The organism is Arminella tubonensis, assembly GCF_003240585.1.
Classification (GTDB): Bacteria; Pseudomonadota; Alphaproteobacteria; order Rhizobiales; family Rhizobiaceae; genus Rhizobium; species Rhizobium tubonense.
In genome coordinates, this window is record NZ_PCDP01000035.1 from 35748 (window position 1) to 52459 (window position 16712).

Sequence of the window (16712 nt, forward strand, 5' to 3'; positions counted from 1 at the left end):
TCGCAGAAGGTTCTTCAATCGCATGCCGCACCGCTAGCCCGAATGCCAATTTCGGCTAGTCTCCTTTCTCATGAACATCCTGATTCTTGGCGCGAACGGCTTCATCGGTTCAGTGGTCGCAGCGCGGCTCTTGAGGGATGGGCATAGGGTAACGGGGCTTGGCCGCCAGCCCGAAAGGGCGCGCCTCAGGCAACCGCAGATCGACTGGGTCAAGGCGGACCTGGCGAAAATGGCGGATCCAAAAGACTGGCTGACCTTGCTCGACAAGCAGGATGTCGTCGTCAACTGCGCCGGCGCGCTTCAGGACGGATTGGCCGATGACGTTTCCGCCGCCCAGCAAGGGGCGATGATCGCACTCTATGCGGCCGCGAAATCCGCCGGTACGGCGCTGATTGTACAGATTTCCGCGCGAACCGAAGGCGCTGGCAGCGACCGGCCTTTTCTTGCCACCAAGCGCAATGCCGATCAGGCATTGAAAGAAAGCGGCATTCCGCATGTAATCCTCCGCCCCGCGCTGGTCATCGGACGCAACGCTCACGGCGGGACAGCCCTTTTGCGGTCTCTTGCTGCATTGCCGTTTGCGTTGCCACTCGCGCATGCGGGCAACCCGGTCGAGACGGTCTTCGTTGACGATGTCGCAGCCGCGGTGGCCGCCGCCATCGATGGCGAGATCTTGCCCGGCGCTGATATCGGTCTTGCCGAAAGCAGACCCACGACACTTGCCGATCTCGTTTTGCAGCACCGAAGCTGGCTTGGCCTTCCTCCCGTGCCGGTCATCGCCCTGCCCTCAGCTATCGCCAAGCCGATCAGCTGGCTGGCAGACATGGCTGGCCGGCTCGGATGGCGATCGCCGCTGCGCTCCACCGCTATGGCCATCATGTCGGAAGGGGTAGTCGGCGATAGGGGCGAGCGACAAATTTGGAGCCGTCGCCTTACGACAGTTGCTGAAGCGTTCGCCGCAAACCCCTCAGGTGTTCAAGACCTCTGGTTCGCCCGCCTCTATCTGCTGAAACCGCTGCTGATCTGCGGCCTCTCGCTTTTCTGGCTGTTGTCGGGCCTCGTTCCGCTGATCGACCTCGGCGCCGCAAGCAGTCATTTCCTGCCTTTGATGACTGAATTTCCGGCACGGATGCTGACAATTGCCACTTGCCTGCTCGACATCGCGCTCGGTGCAACCGTCCTTTTTCGCCCTTGCGCACGCAGGGCTCTGCTGGGGATGGTTGTCGTGAGCCTTGTCTATATCGTCGGTGGGACCGCCGTGGAACCGAAGCTCTGGCTCGATCCACTGGGACCGCTGGTCAAGGTGTTGCCATCTATCCTGCTGACGTTTGCAGCCCTTGCCATTCTGGAGGAGCGCTGATGCTGGCGGAAGAAGTTTTGCGCCTGGTGCACGTGGTCGGCGCCACCGTACTTTTCGGGACGGGCGCCGGCATTGCGTTTTTCATGGTGATGGCCCATCGGACAAGGGATCCAAAACTGATCGCCCACGTGGCGGGGACGGTGGCAATCGCCGACACGCTATTTACTCTGACAGCAGTCATCTTGCAGCCCATCACCGGATACCTGCTCGCGCAGAGCGTCGGCTGGTCGCTGAATGAAGGGTGGATCGCGGTATCGTTGCTGCTCTATGTGTTGACGGGAATTTTCTGGCTGCCCGTCGTCTGGGTCCAAATTCGGCTGCGCAATATCGCCCGTGTCGCGGCACTGGCAGGAACCGACTTGCCCCCGGCCTATGACAGGCTTTATCGCATCTGGTTCGCCTGCGGCTTTCCAGCCTTCTTAGCAGTGCTGTGCATTCTTTGGCTGATGCTCAACAAGCCTCAAATCGGCTCATTTTAACATTGGCCACAGGCTAAGCACCAATAAGGCCGCCATCGTGATGTTGAACCATTTCAGCCGCACGGGATCGGAAAGCCAATCGCGTAGCGCCGAGCCGAAGCCGGCCCAGGTGGAAACGCTCGGCACGTTGACCGCCGCGAAGGCAGCACCGACGATGAGCACACTGGCGAAATAGAGCGACGGCACGGTGTAGGTTGCCATCGCCGTCACCGCCATCACCCATGCCTTCGGATTGATCCACTGAAAGGCGGCGGCGGAAAAGAACGACATCGGAGTGGCGCCGCTTTGCTTCTCGCTCAGGCTCCGCGAATTTGCGATTTTCCAGGCGATCCAGACGAGATAGGCGCCGCCGGCAAATTTCAGCAGGGTATAGACGGCAGGCACGGTATGGAGCAGCGCACCCAGCCCGAGACCTACGCCGAGCAGCAGCGACAGGAATCCAGCGCCAATCCCCAGCATATGTGGGATCGTCCGGCGGAAACCGAAATTCACACCCGAGGCAAACAGCATCATGTTGTTCGGCCCTGGGGTTATCGATGTCGTAAATGCAAACAGAAGAAGTGCCAGAAATGTATCCAGCGGCATGAAACCCTCCCAGTGCCGCACCGTCCTCGCATAGCCACGAAAATCGACGGCATCTTCTTTCCGGCTCCCGTCCCGACAGAACGGTACTGGCGATCAATTTAGGTCAATATAGTTGACCTAAATCAACCGGACCAGTCCTCGATTGTCATGGTGACAGGATTGACTGCTCCGACATTCGATAAGATGTCAGCATCTGGATATGTTGACCTCATCGGTGAGAGCCTCATCTCTCCTCTATCACTGAAGTTCAAGGAGAAAAAAGATGCACGATGTCATCCCCACCGTCGCCTTCCCGTCCGGCATCTCCGTTCCCGCTCTTGGCCAGGGAACGTGGAACATGGGGGAAGACGCGTCGCATGCAAAGGGTGAGATCGAAAGCCTGCAGGCCGGCATCGACCTAGGCATGACGTTGATCGACACCGCGGAAATGTATGCGGACGGCGGCGCAGAGGAGATCGTTGGAACGGCGATCAAAGGTCGGCGCGATGAGGTTTTCCTCGTCAGCAAGGTCTATCCCTGGAATGCCGGCCGGGACGGCGTGGTCGAGGCCTGCGAGCGCAGCCTCAAGAGGATGAAGACGGACCACATCGATCTCTACCTCCTGCACTGGCGCGGAAGCCACCCGCTTACCGAGACAGTCGCCGGATTCGAGAGCCTGAAGAGGGCTGGGAAGATCGGCGCCTGGGGCGTCTCGAACTTCGACGTCGACGATATGAAGGAACTGCTTAGCCTCCCCGACGGCGGTAACGTGGCGGCCAATCAGGTTCTCTACAACCTCGGTCGGCGCGGCATCGAGTTCGACCTTCTACCCTGGTGCCAGGCGCGCCACATACCGGTGATGGCCTATTCGCCGATCGAGCAGGGTCGCCTCGCCCATCACCCGGATCTGATTCATATTGGCAAGGCCTGCCAGGCGACGCCGGCGCAGGTGGCGCTTGCCTTCGTGCTTGGCCGGCAGGGCGTCATCGCCATTCCAAAGACCGCACAAGTCAGCCGAGCGAGAGAAAATCGCGAGGCTGCCTCGATCAGGCTGACAGAAGCGGACTATGCAGCGCTCGACGCCGCTTTCCCGCCACCGAAAAACAAAAAGCCGCTGGAGATGATCTGACCAGCGGCTTTGAATTGCGATTTTCGCAGTCTACATTCCCTGAGGGCCGCGGTTCATCGCGGCGATGCCGGTGCGACAAACCTCGATCAGGCCGAGCGGCTTCATGATTGCCACGAACTGGTCGATCTTCGAGGACTTGCCTGTGATCTCCAGGATGAAGTGCTCGACGGTCGCGTCGACAACCTTGGCATGGAAGGCATCAGCGAGCCGCAGGGTCTCGGCCCGCGTTTCACCTGTTCCAGCCACCTTGACCAACGCCACTTCGCGCTCGATCGGCCGCTCCTGGCCGAGTTCGCGGGCACGCACGGTGAGATCCACAACCCTATGGACCGGGATGATACGCTCGAGCTGCGCCTTGATCTGCTCCAGCACCTGGGGCGTGCCCCGTGTGACGATGGTGATGCGAGACAGGTGCGCCTGATGCTCGGTCTCCGAGACCGTCAGGCTCTCGATATTGTAACCTCGCCCCGAAAACAGGCCGATGACGCGCGCAAGCGTGCCGGGCTCGTTGGCGACGAGAACCGAGAGCGTGTGGCTCTCGGCAGCGGCTGTCTCCGGCGAAATGAAATACGCAGAGCCGGTTGGTTGAAGATGTGCATTCATTCTCTTGGTCCTGACCTTATTTGTTAGACGAGCTGCCGGCCCTTGGCGTCGATGGCGTTGGCAACGGCTTCGTCGGTGGCTTCGTCGGGAAGCAGCATCTCGTTATGCGCCTTCCCCGACGGGATCATCGGGAAGCAGTTGGCGAGATTTGCCACGCGGCAGTCGAAGATGACCGGCCGCTTGACGTCGATCATCTCCTGGATGGCCGCATCGAGATCACCTGGTTTTTCACAGCGCAGGCCGACGCCGCCATAGGCGTCCGCCAGCTTGACGAAATCGGGCATCGCTTCGGTATAGGAGTTCGACAGGCGGTTGCCATGCAGGAGCTGCTGCCACTGGCGCACCATGCCCATGTACTGGTTGTTCAGGATGAATATCTTGATCGGCGCATTGTGCTGCACCGCTGCCGACATTTCCTGGATACACATCTGGATCGACGCATCGCCGGCGATATCGATGACGAGGCTCTCCGGATGGGCGATCTGAACGCCGAGCGCCGCCGGCAGGCCGTAGCCCATCGTGCCGAGACCACCCGAGGTCATCCAGCGGTTGGGTTCCTCGAACCCGTAGAACTGTGCCGCCCACATCTGGTGCTGTCCGACTTCGGTCGTGATGTAGGTGTCCCGATGCTTGGTCAGTTCGTACAGGCGCTGGATGGCATATTGCGGCATGATGACGTCATTGTTCATCTTGTAGGCAAACGAATTGCGCCCACGCCAGCGGTTGATGTTATCCCACCACTCGCCAAGCTGACTAGCCTCCGGCTTCTTGGGCAAAGCTCGCCACAACCGGACCATATCCTCAAGCACGTTGCCGACATCGCCGAGAATGCCAATGTCGACATGGACGTTCTTGTTGATCGACGACGGATCGATGTCGATCTGGATCTTCTTGGAGTTCGGCGAGAAGGCATTGAGACGACCGGTGATGCGGTCGTCGAAGCGCGCACCAATACAGATCATGACGTCGCAGTCGTGCATCGCCATATTGGCTTCGTACGAACCGTGCATTCCGAGCATCTTCAGCCAGTTCTTGCCGGAGGCTGGATAAGTGCCAAGCCCCATCAGCGTCGAAGTGATCGGGAAGTTCGTCAATTCGACCAGTTCGCGCAACAGCCTGGAGGCCTCTGGGCCGGCATTGACGACACCCCCGCCCGAATAGATGACCGGGCGCTTGGCAGTCGCCATCAGTTCGATCGCCTGATGAATCTTGTTCAGGTCGCCCTGAATCCTCGGCTGGTAGCTCTTCTGAACATCATGGCTTTCCGGCGGTGTGTAAGTACCGGTCGCGAACTGGACATCCTTCGGAATATCGACGACGACCGGACCCGGACGGCCTGTCTGGGCGATCCGGAACGCCTCGTGGATGACGCCAGCCAGTTTATTGACGTCCTTGACCAGCCAGTTGTGCTTGGTGCATGGCCGCGTGATGCCGACCGTATCGCATTCCTGGAAAGCATCCGAGCCGATCAGCGTCGTCGGGACCTGGCCGGTCAGGCAGACGAGCGGGACCGAGTCCATCAACGCGTCCTGCAGCGGTGTGACGGCATTGGTAGCACCAGGACCAGACGTTACCAGCATGACGCCGACCTTGCCGGTCGAACGCGCATAGCCCTCGGCCGCGTGGCCGGCGCCCTGCTCGTGACGAACGAGAATGTGCTGGATATCATCCTGCTGGAAGATTTCATCGTAGATCGGAAGCACCGCGCCGCCCGGATAACCGAAGATGTGCTCGACGCCATTATCCTTCAGAGCCCGCAAGACGATTTCCGCGCCGGTCATCTGATTGTCGTTGGTCTGGTTGTCTGTGCCCGTCATGCCTTTGTTCCATTATCTGCTGAGTGTTCTGGAAAGCTCGGAGCCCGATTTCGGGCATAAAAAAAGGCTCCTTGGGGAGCCTGTTGTCTAGCGCATGGGTGCTATCGCCGGATGGTTACACCATCCTGCCCATGCGCCTTCCCACCACGATAAGAACCATCGAGATTTTCATGGGTCGAATTGATAGACAGAAAATTTCGGAGCGTCAACGCGTTCGGCAATAAAAAACGCCTCTTTTGCCGCTTCCCGGCAAAATGGAGCGGTTGCGAAAGGAATTTATTAAGTCGCCGGCTATATTACTGCTTGCTCAAGCAGGGAGTAACCCGTTTGCTGAACAACGATTTACAGACGTCAGGCAAAGCAGGCGAGCATGACCGCCGCGACGGCCAAGCAACAGGGAACCGGTTCCTTGGTCGTGTTGTTGCGAGTAGCGGTTCCCGCGTCACCATTTCTGCAGTCGCCGAAGATGGCGGCACCGATCTCACCGAACTCTGGTCCGTCGGTCGCCTGATTTCGATCAGCGTCGGCCCGAACCGCGTCGCGGCGCTGGTTTATTCGATGAGCACCGGCAGCCAGAGCTGGGGCGAAAAACAGGACAATCTCTTCAGGATCGAAGCAGAACTTCTCGGCGAAGTTCGCGTCGGCCCGGACGGACGAGAAGAATTTTCATCCGGTATTACCAACTATCCCTATCTCGGCGCCATCGCCCATCGCATCCGCTCGAGCGACCTGATGCGGATTTACGATAGCGGCAAGAACAGCAGCTGCGTCATCGGGAAGTTGACACAGGACGACACCATCGACGCCGCAATCCACATTCCATCGATGCTGTCGAAGCATTTTGCCGTTGTCGGCTCCACGGGCGTCGGCAAGTCGACAGCGGTTTCGCTGCTCCTTCACAAGGCGATCAGCTCGGATCCGAAACTGCGTGTTCTCATCCTCGACCCGCATAATGAGTTTGCTGCCGCCTTCCCCGATCATTCAGTGGTCGTCGATACGGACACGCTCGATCTACCCTTCTGGTTGATGCGACTGGAAGAGTTCGCGGAAGTCATCTTCCGCGGTCGGCCCGCGATTGCGGAAGAGCTGGACATGCTGCGCGACCTCATACCGGACGCGAAGCGTGCATTCCGCGGTAGCGATTCCCCGCTCATGCGCCGCCAGGCGGAAAAGAGCTCCGTCACAGCCGATACGCCCGTTCCCTACCGCATTGCAGACCTACTGGCGCTGATCGACGAGCGCATCGGCAAGCTGGAAGGCCGACAGGAAAAGCCGCATCTCCGCGCGCTGAAAATCCGCGTGATGTCCGCCATCAACGATCCGCGCTACCACTTCATGTTTTCCAACAACACGATCAGCGACACGATCATGGAGACGATCGCGCAGATTTTCCGGATCCCCGGCGACGATAGGCCGATCTGCACGTTCCAGCTCGCGGGCATTCCATCTGAAGTCGTCAACTCGGTCGCATCGGTGCTTTGCCGCATGGCATTCGAACTGGCGCTCTGGAGCGATGGCGCCATCCACATGCTGGTCGTCTGCGAAGAGGCTCATCGCTACATTCCCGCCGATCCGAACCTGGGCTTCATCCCGACACGGCAGGCGATCTCGCGTATCGCCAAGGAAGGCCGGAAATACGGCGTTTCGCTCGGCATCATCACCCAGCGTCCCGGCGAACTGGATCAGACGATCCTGTCGCAGTGTTCGACGCTCTTTGCCATGCGCCTCTCCAACGACCGAGATCAGGAAATCATTCGCTCGGCCATCCCCAATTCCTCAATCTCGACAATGAGCTTCCTGTCGTCGATCGGCAACGGCGAAGCCATCGCGTTCGGCGAAGCTATCGCCGTTCCGATGCGCATGCGCTTCACCCGCGTACAGGAAAGCATGCTGCCGAAAGCGCACGGCCTCGTCGAAAAACCGACCGAAGAATCCCCCGACACAGTCGACCTGCGAAACATCGTCAGTCGGATGCGAGCGATTTCCGGACCCGACATCTCTACTTTCCAGCAGACCTTCACCGCAGCGGCAAGCAGCGGCGACGACCATGTGGACGTGGAATACGACCACCGTGTGCAACCAGAGCAACCGATCAGACAGCAACCGGCACCGCAGATCGAGCCATATCATCCTGATATGCTGCCTCGCGTCAATAATGCGACGCCCGCATTCGGAGCCCAGCCACAGACCTCGATCGAAAGTAAGCTAGCTGAGCTGCGCAGGGATCTGCTCCGCGAAGACAGTCCGGCAGCGACCCGTGCAACGCCGACGCAGGAGAATCCGCCGTCGCTACGGCGAGAGCCGGGGACATCGCTGCGCGACAGCATCCTGAAGAAGCCGATCAGCAGTCTCTACAACAAGGATTGAACGGACTCTTTTCAACGCCGTTCCCAACTTTCATCCATCTGGTTTCGAAACCATGTCATCTGGCGCTTGGCATATTGCCGCGTCGCGGCCGCGGCGGTTTCAATAACCTCTGCGCGGCTCATCCTGCCTTCTATCATCGCCGCAATCTGGGCGACGCCGATCGCCTTCATGACAGGCATCTCAGGCGAAAGGTCTAGCGCCAGCAACGCCCGCACCTCATCCTCCGCTCCCATCTCAAGCATCGCCTCGAAACGCGAGTTGATACGGCCATGCAGAACCGCGCGCTCCGGCAGGACGACAATCTTGCGGGCGCGATCGGCATCAATGATGACAGGTCCGCTTCTCCCCTGGAAAGAGGAGATGGATCTGCCGGTCGCTTCCAGAACCTCGAGCGCCCGGACGACACGCTGGCCATCCTGCGGATTGAGGTTTTCGGCCACGGACGTATCACGGATACCAAGCTCGCGATGGAGTGCCTCCGCTCCCTCGTCGATCAACCGCCGGCGAAGCAGTGTCCGGATTTCGACCGGGACTTCCGGCATGTCCGAAAGGCCACCGATCAGCGCCTTGAAATAAAGCCCCGTGCCGCCGACGATAACCGGCATCCGACGCTCATCGTGCAGCCGTGCAACCAAATCCGAGATATCCTTCAGCCAGAGGCCGGTAGAATAGGCCGCGCCAGCCGGGACATGGCCGTAAAGATGGTGCGGCACGCCCTGCATGTCTTCATCCGTCGGCCTGGCAGTCAGCACGCGGAGCGTGTCATAAACCTGCATACTATCCGCATTGATGACCACGCCGCCGTGCTGCTTCGCCAGTTCCACTGCTAAGGCGGACTTGCCGCTTGCCGTTGGCCCGGTTATCAGGATCGCTTCGATGTCGTTCACAGGTTTTCCCATCATGGCCTTCGTTGCCACGCTTATTGCCAATCCGTCAAACCCTGTTCTCGCTGCCGCGCTCGCGGAAAAGGCCGCGAATGCGGTCAGCGCGTCCGGCCTTTACTGGCTGGCGGACGGCATTGCCTGCGATATTGCCCTTAGGGACGGCTTCGATCTGCAGGCGGCGGAGGCCGATATGCGGGCGGTCATCGCCGGAGCGCCAATCGACCTCGTCATCCAGGAGACAGAAAGTCGCCGCAAGAAGCTCCTGATCGCGGACATGGATTCAACGATGATCGGCCAGGAATGCATCGACGAGCTGGCGGCCGAAGTCGGACTGAAAGACGAGGTCGCCGCCATCACCGCGCGCGCCATGAATGGCGAGATCGCCTTCGAACCGGCACTGCGCGAGCGCGTCGCGCTGCTCAAGGGCCTGCCGATTTCGGTCGTCGACGAGGTCATCGCCAAGCGTATCACCTTGACGCCGGGCGGCCAGGAACTGATTGCCACGATGAAAGCGAAGGGTTTCTACACCGCCCTCGTCTCCGGCGGCTTCACCGTCTTTACCAGCCGGATTGCGGCAACTCTGGATTTCGACGAGAACCGCGCCAACATCCTGCTTGAGGAAGACGGCATACTGACGGGCTTCGTGGCCGAGCCGATACTCGGCAAACAGGCCAAGGTCGACGCTCTCGACGAACTCACCAAAAAGCTTCACATATCTCAAGACGAGGTGCTTGCCGTCGGCGATGGCGCCAACGATCTCGGCATGCTGCAACGAGCCGGCTCAGGGGTCGCGTTGCATGCAAAGCCGACGGTGGCAGCTGAGGCAAAGATGCGCGTTGACCACGGCGACCTGACCGCCCTTCTTTACATTCAGGGTTATCGCAAGACGGATTTCGTAAAGCCATAAAACACAACCATTGCGATTGACAAGTTGACAGAACAACGAGATTATCTCCATTGAAAATCATTGCAAAAATGGTATATTTGGATGAAATGGTCTGTGGAGTTTCTAGACGAGTCGATTGAATTGAAACTCGACAGTTTGCCTAAAGACGTCATTGCAAGCTTCCTTCGGATCGTTAGCTTGATTGAACTTAGAGGCCCGCAAGGCGTTCACGAGCCCTACGTCAAACACCTGGACGGGCCTGTTTGGGAGATGCGGTTGCGGGGAAAGGACGGCATTGCGCGCGCCGCCTACGTGACCGCATCTGAACGCCGGGTGATCGTCGTTCATGTTTTCACGAAGAAGACACGGAAAACACCGCGCCGCGAAATTGAATTGGCATTGAAGCGTGCGAAGGAGATAAAATAGTGAACAAGACGCTTTTGGTCTCCGAAGCCGCAAAAAAGTGGCTTCGCGATCCTGAAATTGCGGAAGCCTACGACGCCCTCGAAGAGGAGTTTGCGTTGGCGGAGGCGCTGATCAGGGCCCGGGCCGATGCAGCCATGACCCAGGAAGACGTCGCTAAGGCCATGGGCACGACGCAGGCGGTTGTCGCGCGGCTGGAAAGTGGACGCTCGATGCCGTCGACGCGAACGCTGCAGCGTTTTGCCGAGGCGACAGGCACCAAACTTCGTATAAGGTTCGAACGGCCGAAAGCGAAGACTTCGGCGCCCTGACAACGCCATTCAAACAATATGTCTGAAGCTCGCCCCATGATCATTCTCGAGACTGAACGCCTCATGATCCGCAACTGGCAGGACCGCGACCGCGAACTATTCTTTGAAATCAACTCCGACGAAACGGTCATGAAGTTCTTTCCCTTTCGCAGGGACAGAGCCGAGGCGGACGCGTTTTTCGACTGGATTCAAAAGCTTATCACCGAAACCGGCCTCGGCTTCTATGCGCTCGAGCTTAAGATCAGCGGAGAAACGATCGGGTTTTGCGGCCTCGCCCGGACCGATCTCGAACCGCATATTCCCTTGAACACCGTGGAGATCGGCTGGCGCCTGGCGCCGCGCTTCTGGGGCAAAGGCTATATCAACGAAGCGGCCGTCGCACTGCTGCGGCACGGCTTCGAGACATTGAAGCTCGATGAGATCGTCTCCTTCGCGGTTCACGATAACGTCCGTTCGACATCGGTCATGCGAAGGATCGGCATGCAACGCGACACTGCCAACGATTTCGAGCATCCGCGGGTTCCCGAAAGCCACCCGCACCTGAAGCGACACGTGCTCTACCGAATGACGGCGTCGGACTGGCGCCGTCGCCAATAGCTATTCGAGCGGAACGGCGATGAAGCGAAGGTCGCCGTTTGGAGAGGCGATCATCATCTGCGCGTTTCGACGGCCTTCCTTCTTCAGCGAGGCGACCTTCGCAGAAATGGCAGACGGCGATTTCATGAACTCTTGAGCCACCTCGACAACGACGTCGCCGGGCTTCAATCCCTTTCCGGCAGCAGCCGAACCCGGCGTTACCGTCACGATCACCACACCGTCGACGCTGTCGGCGATGCCGAAGGTCTTGCGGTTTTCGGCGCTCAGCGAGGAAAGCTTGAGGCCGAGTACGTCCTGCGTCACCTCGGGGCCCGGTGTCGCCGACTGGTCGCCTTGATCCTCGTCCGAACCGTCGTCGCCATCCTCGCCCTGATCGGGGTTGATCACGCCATCATTGCTGCCCTTGCCGTCGCCCTTATTGTTGTCGCCGGGCGCAAGGCCAGGCGTCGCGCTGTCTGCAGCGGTCGCAGCCTGGTTGCTGTCTTCCAGCCGCCCCAGCGTCACCTTGACCGTCTGCTGCTTGCCGTCGCGCAGCACGACTACGTCGACTTCCTTGCCAACGGGGCTTTCGGCCACGACGCGGGGAAGATCGCGCATTTCGTTGACCGCCTTGCCGTCGAAATTCAGAATCACGTCCCCAGCCTTGATCGAGCCATTGTCGACAGGACCGCCCTTGATCACACCGGCGACAAGCGCTCCCTTTGCACCGTCGAGACCAAGGCTCTGTGCAACGTCGTCGGTAACCGGCTGGATGCGGACGCCGAGCCAGCCGCGACGCGTCTCGCCGAAATCCATCAGCTGCTTGACGACGCCGGAGGCGATTTCCGAGGGCACGGAAAAGCCGATGCCGATGGAGCCGCCACTTGGCGAGATAATGGCTGTGTTGATGCCGATTACCTCACCCCGCATGTTGAAAAGCGGACCGCCCGAATTGCCTTTGTTGATTGCAGCATCCGTCTGGATGAAGTTGTCGTAGGGACCCGCATTGATATTTCGTCCGCGCGCAGACACGATGCCGACAGTCACCGAGCCGCCAAGGCCGAAGGGATTGCCGATCGCCATCACCCAGTCGCCGATGCGCATGGTGGAAGAATCGCCAAAATGCACTGACGTCAGCGGCTGTTTCGGTTCGACCTTGAGGACCGATAGATCGGTCTTGGTGTCCGTACCGATCAGCTTTGCCTTCAGCTTGTTGCCGTTCGGGAAGATCACCTCGATATCGTCGGCACCCTCGATGACGTGGTTATTGGTGACGATGTAACCCTTGGGATCGACGACGAAGCCCGAGCCGAGCGAACTGACCTTGTGGTTGCTGTTCTGGTTGTTCTTGTCCTTGAAGAAATCGTTGAAGAACTCCTGGAATGGCGAACCGTCAGGCACCTTCGGCGAGGCGACATTTCCCTCGTCCTTGACCTTCTGCGACGTCGAAATATTGACGACAGCGTCAAGCAAACCCTGCGCCAGATCTGCTACCGAAGCAGGTCCTGCGCTCATTGCCGGACTACCGCTCGCGGCCGGTGGGGATAAGGGCGCCGGAGCGACAACCGCCGGTGGGGAAACCGGCTCTGGCGCGACCGGAGCTGGTGTCGCCGGTGTGGCGGGGACCGGTGTGGCGAGAACAGCCTGCGAATTCGAAGTAGCCGGAGCGTTCGGGGTCGCCGGCGGGGCGCTTGTTGGTGCCGTCGATCCGTCCACCGTTGCAGGGGCCGCCTGCGCCCGTGCCCGTTCGACGCCATCGAGCATGGAGCCGGCAAAGATTGCCGCGCCGGCCATGAGGGCGAGCGATCGTCTAAAGGGCGGGCGAATGGTCGAGGCCATCAGGCATCCTCATGAAATTAGGGGAAGAGCAAATCTGAACATCAACATAAGGCGGAATGATGAAGGGCGGAATCACCTTTTTGAGATTATCCTGGCCGCATATACAGCATTTTCGCAAAAAGTGCGCATCGGCCTCTCGATAGAAAATGCGACAAAACAAAAGCTTAGAGCCCGCAAAAGATCAGGGCCACCCTTGCGGATGGCCCTGATTGAAGATCGTGCGGACGTTCCACCGTTGTTAGTTCGCGGCAGGCGCTACTGGAGCCGCAGTGGGGGCGGCCGAAGGCGGCGCGAGTGCCGGCGCACCGGCCTGGGGCGGCCGCGCCGCGCCATTGGCATTGTTGAAGAACCGGAAGAACTCCGAAGTCGGCGACACGACGATCGTCGTACCGGTCGACGCCAGGGCCGTGTTGTAGGCCGCCATCGAGCGGTAGAACTCGAAGAAGCCGGGATCACGGGTAAAGGCATCGGCAAAGATACGAGCCCGTTCGGCCTCGCCCTCGCCTCGAAGAACCTCGGAATCCTTGCTCGCGTCGGCCACGATCTCGACCACCTGGCGATCGGCAATGGCGCGACGACGCTGGCCCTCTTCCGTGCCTTCGGCACGAAGCAGCTCCGCCTCGGCAAGACGCTCGGCCCGCATGCGGTCGTAGGTCTTCTGCGAGACGTCCTGCGTCAGGTCTGTCCGGCGGATGCGGACATCCTCGATGTTGAGACCAAGGGTTTCGGCATCGCGATGAAGATCGTCGCGAACCTCGAGCATCATCGACACGCGCTCGTCGGAAAGTGCTGCATCGAACTCACGCAGACCGTAGACGCGGCGCAGCGACGAATCCAATCGAGTGCGCAATCGCGCTTCGGCGGCGTCGCGGTCGCCCGATACCGTTTCACGGAACTTGCGGGCGTCGGCGATCGTGTAGACGACGAAGGCATCGACATCGAAGGTAGCGCCGCCCTTGACCTGGACGCGGATATTATCGAGGTCGAAACGCAGCGCCTGCTTTTCGACATACTGGACCCGATCGGCATCCATGAAGCCGAAAGGCAGCTTGAAATAGATGCCGGGTGCAGTCTTGACGTCCTGGATCTGGCCGAAGCGAACGACGACAGCCTGTTCGCGGGCGCTGACGACGAAGACCGAGGAATAGACGATCAGCAGCAGCACTGCGAAGGCGATGAGGATGGCTGGCAAACGACTGGAGTTCATCACTTGATCTCCTGCGCTTGCGCCAGCGGCGCGACAGGGGTCTTGCCGATCTCGTTCAGCGGGAGATAAGGCACGACGCCCTGTTTCTCGTCGAGGATGACCTTGTTCGAATTCTTCAAGACGGATTCCATGGTTTCAAGGAACAGGCGTGTCCGTGTGACATCGGGAGCCTTGATGTACTGGTTGTAGACCGATACGAAGCGCTGCGCCTCGCCGTCCGCTTCCTTGACGACACGGTCCTTGTAAGCGGCCGCTTCTTCGCGAACCTGCGCTGCCTGACCGCGAGCGCCACCGAGCTTCTGGTTTGCGTACTGATTGGCTTCTTCCACCAGGCGCTGCTTGTCCTGGTCGGCTCGCTGCACTTCTTCGAATGCGTCGGCCACTTCGCGCGGTGGAGCCACGTCTTCGATATTCACGCGGTTGATGGCGATGCCGGCGCCGTAGCGATCCATCGTGCCCTGGATGATATTCTGGACTTCGCTGGCGATCGGCTGGCGGTTGTCGCGGAATGCGTCCTGTGCAGGACGACGCCCGACGACTTCGCGCATGGCGCTTTCAGACACCTGCTGCAGCGTTTCAGCCGGGTTTTCCAGCTTGAAGAGATAGGATTTCGGGTCACTGATCGTATAGAGAACCGAGAATTGGACGTTGAGGATATTCTGGTCGCCCGAAAGCATCAGGCCCGCCGTCGAGCTGGCGCTCGCCCGGCCGCCGATGTTCTGCTGCTGCTCCGTCACCTTGACGACCTCAACCTGGTCCATCGGCCAGAAATGAAAGTGGAGGCCCGGAAGCGATACTTCTTCCTTTGGCTTGCCGAAGCGCAGCTCGACGCCGCGCTCGTCCGGCTGGATGGTATAGACGCACTGGATGAGCCAGAACACGACGACCACGGCAGCGATGATCAGGAAGATGCCGCCGTTGAAGCCGCCGGGAACCAGACGCCGCAGACGATCCTGACCGCGACGGATGATATCCTCGAGATCGGGCGGACCGCCGCCGTTGCCGCGCGGACGGTTCGGCCCCTGCCCCCAAGGCCCCTGATTATTACCGCCGCCACCGCCGCCGCCCCAAGGACCGCCGCCATTCTGATTGCTCCAGGGCATCAAAACCTCTTTGTTCGTTAATTCTCCCACGCTGTGGCCCGTGGTCTCCCTCAGGCAACAGCGATTATTTCCCGTTATAGGTATCGAAACATCCGCTTTCAACGCAACTTCAGGAAGTTGGGCTGATTTATTGGAAAATAGTTGCTTTTGCCTGGCCTTGACGGCGGGCATAGGTGACGAACCGCGTCGGGTAGCTGTCCTTCTCACCCTCGGCGATATCGAGTTCGCTCTCAATCTGCCACAAGGCCGGATCGATCTGCGGGAAGGAAGTGTCGCCATCGACATCGGTTTCGACATGCGTCACGTCAAGCCTGTCGGCGATCGGAAGAGCCTGGCGATAGATCTCGCCGCCGCCGATAATGCAGATTTCGGCCGCTCCGTCTGGCTCGACAAGCCCCGCCGCGATCTCGATCGCCTCCTCCAGCGAATGCGCCGTTCGAACGCCTTCGACGCTGAAGCCCTGGTCGCGGGTGATGACCACATTCGGTCGCCCCGGCAGCGGCTTGCCGATAGTCTGGAATGTCTTGCGGCCCATGATGACCGGCTTGCCCATGGTCCGGGCCTTGAAACGCTTGAGATCGGTCGACAGCCGCCAGGGCATGTCGCCGTCGCGACCGATGATGCCGTTCCGGGAGACGGCGACGACGATGGTCTTCATGACATTGGACATATCAGGTCTCTCAAGCGGCTTTCCAAATCTTCATCGCGATGCCGCCACGCATCAATAGACGGCCTTGTATCCCTGGCTCGCCGCACAAGAAATATATGTCATTCGCGCCTGACTTTTAGCTTGGCGCTCTTCCTGGAAATTGTCGCCCGCAGATTGGGTATAGATGTTGCTCAGCCTTTCCCGCTTCTCGAACTCCTGCCGCGCCCTGTTGTAGGATTCGTTGGCATCGCCGACGCATAGCGGATGAACGACGGAAGCGGGCTGGGCAGGCGTACCGACCGACAGCAGCAACGGATCGTTGGCACGATCGACGCAGCTGGAAAGAACGGCGGCGGCGGCAACCGCGATAGACAGAGCGAAGATGCGTTTCATGATGTCCCCAGGGAATGCGGTGATGTCTGCAAAACCCGATCGCGATCCAGGGATGGCAGAAGCCACCCCGGGGGGACGGTACATTACCACCCCGGGGGATGGCACATTGCCACCCCGGGGAC

Annotated in this window: 17 protein-coding genes; 8 read left to right on the forward strand and 9 right to left on the reverse strand. The window is 59.7% G+C overall.

Annotated elements, in window-relative coordinates:
- Positions 1–70: 70 nt before the first annotated feature.
- Together CPY51_RS11850 and CPY51_RS11855 are read left to right on the forward strand one after the other, a co-directional pair.
- On the forward strand, positions 71–1360 hold the full coding sequence (locus CPY51_RS11850) for an SDR family oxidoreductase (RefSeq protein WP_111160433.1): 1290 nt from the start codon (positions 71–73) through the stop codon (positions 1358–1360).
- A 2-nt stretch (positions 1361–1362) separates the two neighbouring features.
- Entirely contained in the window at positions 1363–1839 is a 477-nt protein-coding gene (locus CPY51_RS11855; protein WP_111160955.1) for a DUF2269 family protein, read from the forward strand.
- Here the strand turns inward: CPY51_RS11855 and CPY51_RS11860 are convergent.
- Positions 1831–2424, reverse strand: a complete 594-nt coding sequence (locus tag CPY51_RS11860; RefSeq protein ID WP_111160434.1) for a LysE family translocator — start codon at positions 2422–2424, stop codon at positions 1831–1833. The two genes, CPY51_RS11855 and CPY51_RS11860, sit on opposite strands and share 9 nt — an antisense overlap.
- A gap of 262 nt (positions 2425–2686) precedes the next feature.
- Between CPY51_RS11860 and CPY51_RS11865 the strand changes: the two genes are divergently transcribed.
- Entirely contained in the window at positions 2687–3532 is an 846-nt protein-coding gene (locus tag CPY51_RS11865; protein WP_111160435.1) for an aldo/keto reductase, read from the forward strand.
- Between the two features lie 30 nt (positions 3533–3562).
- On the opposite strand, the gene ilvN is transcribed toward CPY51_RS11865, so the two are convergent.
- Both ilvN and CPY51_RS11875 read right to left on the reverse strand, forming a co-directional pair.
- Positions 3563–4135, reverse strand: coding sequence for an acetolactate synthase small subunit (gene ilvN / locus CPY51_RS11870; protein WP_111160436.1), 573 nt, complete (start codon positions 4133–4135; stop codon positions 3563–3565).
- Positions 4136–4158: 23 nt separating this feature from the next.
- Positions 4159–5952 (reverse strand): acetolactate synthase 3 large subunit, encoded by a 1794-nt coding sequence (locus CPY51_RS11875; protein ID WP_111160437.1) that lies wholly within the window; start codon positions 5950–5952, stop codon positions 4159–4161.
- 327 nt (positions 5953–6279) lie between these two features.
- On the opposite strand from CPY51_RS11875, the gene CPY51_RS11880 reads away from it, so the two are divergent.
- A complete protein-coding gene (locus tag CPY51_RS11880; RefSeq protein WP_111160438.1) occupies positions 6280–8319 on the forward strand; it encodes an ATP-binding protein in 2040 nt (679 codons plus the stop codon).
- An 11-nt stretch (positions 8320–8330) separates the two neighbouring features.
- Here CPY51_RS11880 and miaA read toward each other — a convergent pair whose 3' ends face one another.
- On the reverse strand, positions 8331–9218 hold the full coding sequence (miaA, locus tag CPY51_RS11885; protein WP_420820690.1) for a tRNA (adenosine(37)-N6)-dimethylallyltransferase MiaA: 888 nt from the start codon (positions 9216–9218) through the stop codon (positions 8331–8333).
- 1 nt (position 9219) lies between these two features.
- Here miaA and serB point away from each other — a divergent pair, with 1 nt between their 5' ends.
- The 4 genes from serB (at position 9220) to CPY51_RS11905 (ending at position 11420) form a co-directional block, all read left to right on the forward strand.
- The gene (serB, locus tag CPY51_RS11890) at positions 9220–10110 is read left to right on the forward strand and encodes a phosphoserine phosphatase SerB (protein WP_111160439.1); all 891 of its coding nucleotides are present in this window, start codon (positions 9220–9222) and stop codon (positions 10108–10110) included.
- 81 nt (positions 10111–10191) lie between these two features.
- Positions 10192–10515, forward strand: coding sequence for a type II toxin-antitoxin system RelE/ParE family toxin (locus tag CPY51_RS11895; RefSeq protein ID WP_111160440.1), 324 nt, complete (start codon positions 10192–10194; stop codon positions 10513–10515).
- On the forward strand, positions 10515–10823 hold the full coding sequence (locus CPY51_RS11900; RefSeq protein ID WP_338049429.1) for a helix-turn-helix domain-containing protein: 309 nt from the start codon (positions 10515–10517) through the stop codon (positions 10821–10823). Before CPY51_RS11895 ends, CPY51_RS11900 begins: the two co-directional genes overlap by 1 nt.
- A 36-nt stretch (positions 10824–10859) precedes the next feature.
- Positions 10860–11420 carry a GNAT family N-acetyltransferase gene (locus CPY51_RS11905; protein ID WP_111160442.1) on the forward strand — a complete coding sequence of 187 codons (561 nt, stop codon included), beginning with the start codon at positions 10860–10862 and terminating at the stop codon, positions 11418–11420.
- Here CPY51_RS11905 and CPY51_RS11910 read toward each other — a convergent pair whose 3' ends face one another.
- The 5 genes from CPY51_RS11910 to CPY51_RS11930 form a co-directional block, all read right to left on the reverse strand.
- On the reverse strand, positions 11421–13238 hold the full coding sequence (locus tag CPY51_RS11910; protein WP_111160443.1) for a Do family serine endopeptidase: 1818 nt from the start codon (positions 13236–13238) through the stop codon (positions 11421–11423).
- 238 nt (positions 13239–13476) lie between these two features.
- Positions 13477–14445, reverse strand: coding sequence for a protease modulator HflC (hflC, locus tag CPY51_RS11915; RefSeq protein ID WP_111160444.1), 969 nt, complete (start codon positions 14443–14445; stop codon positions 13477–13479).
- Positions 14445–15548 carry an FtsH protease activity modulator HflK gene (gene hflK / locus CPY51_RS11920; RefSeq protein ID WP_111160445.1) on the reverse strand — a complete coding sequence of 368 codons (1104 nt, stop codon included), beginning with the start codon at positions 15546–15548 and terminating at the stop codon, positions 14445–14447. The genes hflC and hflK overlap by 1 nt, the downstream gene beginning before the upstream one ends.
- Positions 15549–15675: 127 nt before the next feature.
- The gene (locus CPY51_RS11925) at positions 15676–16218 is read right to left on the reverse strand and encodes a dihydrofolate reductase (protein ID WP_111160446.1); all 543 of its coding nucleotides are present in this window, start codon (positions 16216–16218) and stop codon (positions 15676–15678) included.
- A gap of 51 nt (positions 16219–16269) precedes the next feature.
- Positions 16270–16590 carry a hypothetical protein gene (locus CPY51_RS11930; RefSeq protein WP_111160447.1) on the reverse strand — a complete coding sequence of 107 codons (321 nt, stop codon included), beginning with the start codon at positions 16588–16590 and terminating at the stop codon, positions 16270–16272.
- Between the last annotated feature and the right edge of the window lie 122 nt (positions 16591–16712).

Bases quoted from the DNA above. Each gene is read 5' to 3' on its own strand.
- CPY51_RS11905 (WP_111160442.1), top strand. From the start codon at position 10,860: ATGATCATTCTCGAGACTGAACGCCTCATGATCCGCAACTGGCAGGAC.
- hflC (WP_111160444.1), bottom strand. From the start codon at position 14,445: ATGAACTCCAGTCGTTTGCCAGCCATCCTCATCGCCTTCGCAGTGCTG.
- ilvN (WP_111160436.1), bottom strand. From the start codon at position 4,135: ATGAATGCACATCTTCAACCAACCGGCTCTGCGTATTTCATTTCGCCG.
- CPY51_RS11925 (WP_111160446.1), bottom strand. From the start codon at position 16,218: ATGTCCAATGTCATGAAGACCATCGTCGTCGCCGTCTCCCGGAACGGC.
- serB (WP_111160439.1), top strand. From the start codon at position 9,220: ATGGCCTTCGTTGCCACGCTTATTGCCAATCCGTCAAACCCTGTTCTC.
- hflK (WP_111160445.1), bottom strand. From the start codon at position 15,548: ATGCCCTGGAGCAATCAGAATGGCGGCGGTCCTTGGGGCGGCGGCGGT.
- CPY51_RS11895 (WP_111160440.1), top strand. From the start codon at position 10,192: ATGAAATGGTCTGTGGAGTTTCTAGACGAGTCGATTGAATTGAAACTC.
- CPY51_RS11865 (WP_111160435.1), top strand. From the start codon at position 2,687: ATGCACGATGTCATCCCCACCGTCGCCTTCCCGTCCGGCATCTCCGTT.
- CPY51_RS11930 (WP_111160447.1), bottom strand. From the start codon at position 16,590: ATGAAACGCATCTTCGCTCTGTCTATCGCGGTTGCCGCCGCCGCCGTT.
- CPY51_RS11850 (WP_111160433.1), top strand. From the start codon at position 71: ATGAACATCCTGATTCTTGGCGCGAACGGCTTCATCGGTTCAGTGGTC.
- miaA (WP_420820690.1), bottom strand. From the start codon at position 9,218: ATGGGAAAACCTGTGAACGACATCGAAGCGATCCTGATAACCGGGCCA.
- CPY51_RS11910 (WP_111160443.1), bottom strand. From the start codon at position 13,238: ATGGCCTCGACCATTCGCCCGCCCTTTAGACGATCGCTCGCCCTCATG.
- CPY51_RS11860 (WP_111160434.1), bottom strand. From the start codon at position 2,424: ATGCCGCTGGATACATTTCTGGCACTTCTTCTGTTTGCATTTACGACA.
- CPY51_RS11875 (WP_111160437.1), bottom strand. From the start codon at position 5,952: ATGACGGGCACAGACAACCAGACCAACGACAATCAGATGACCGGCGCG.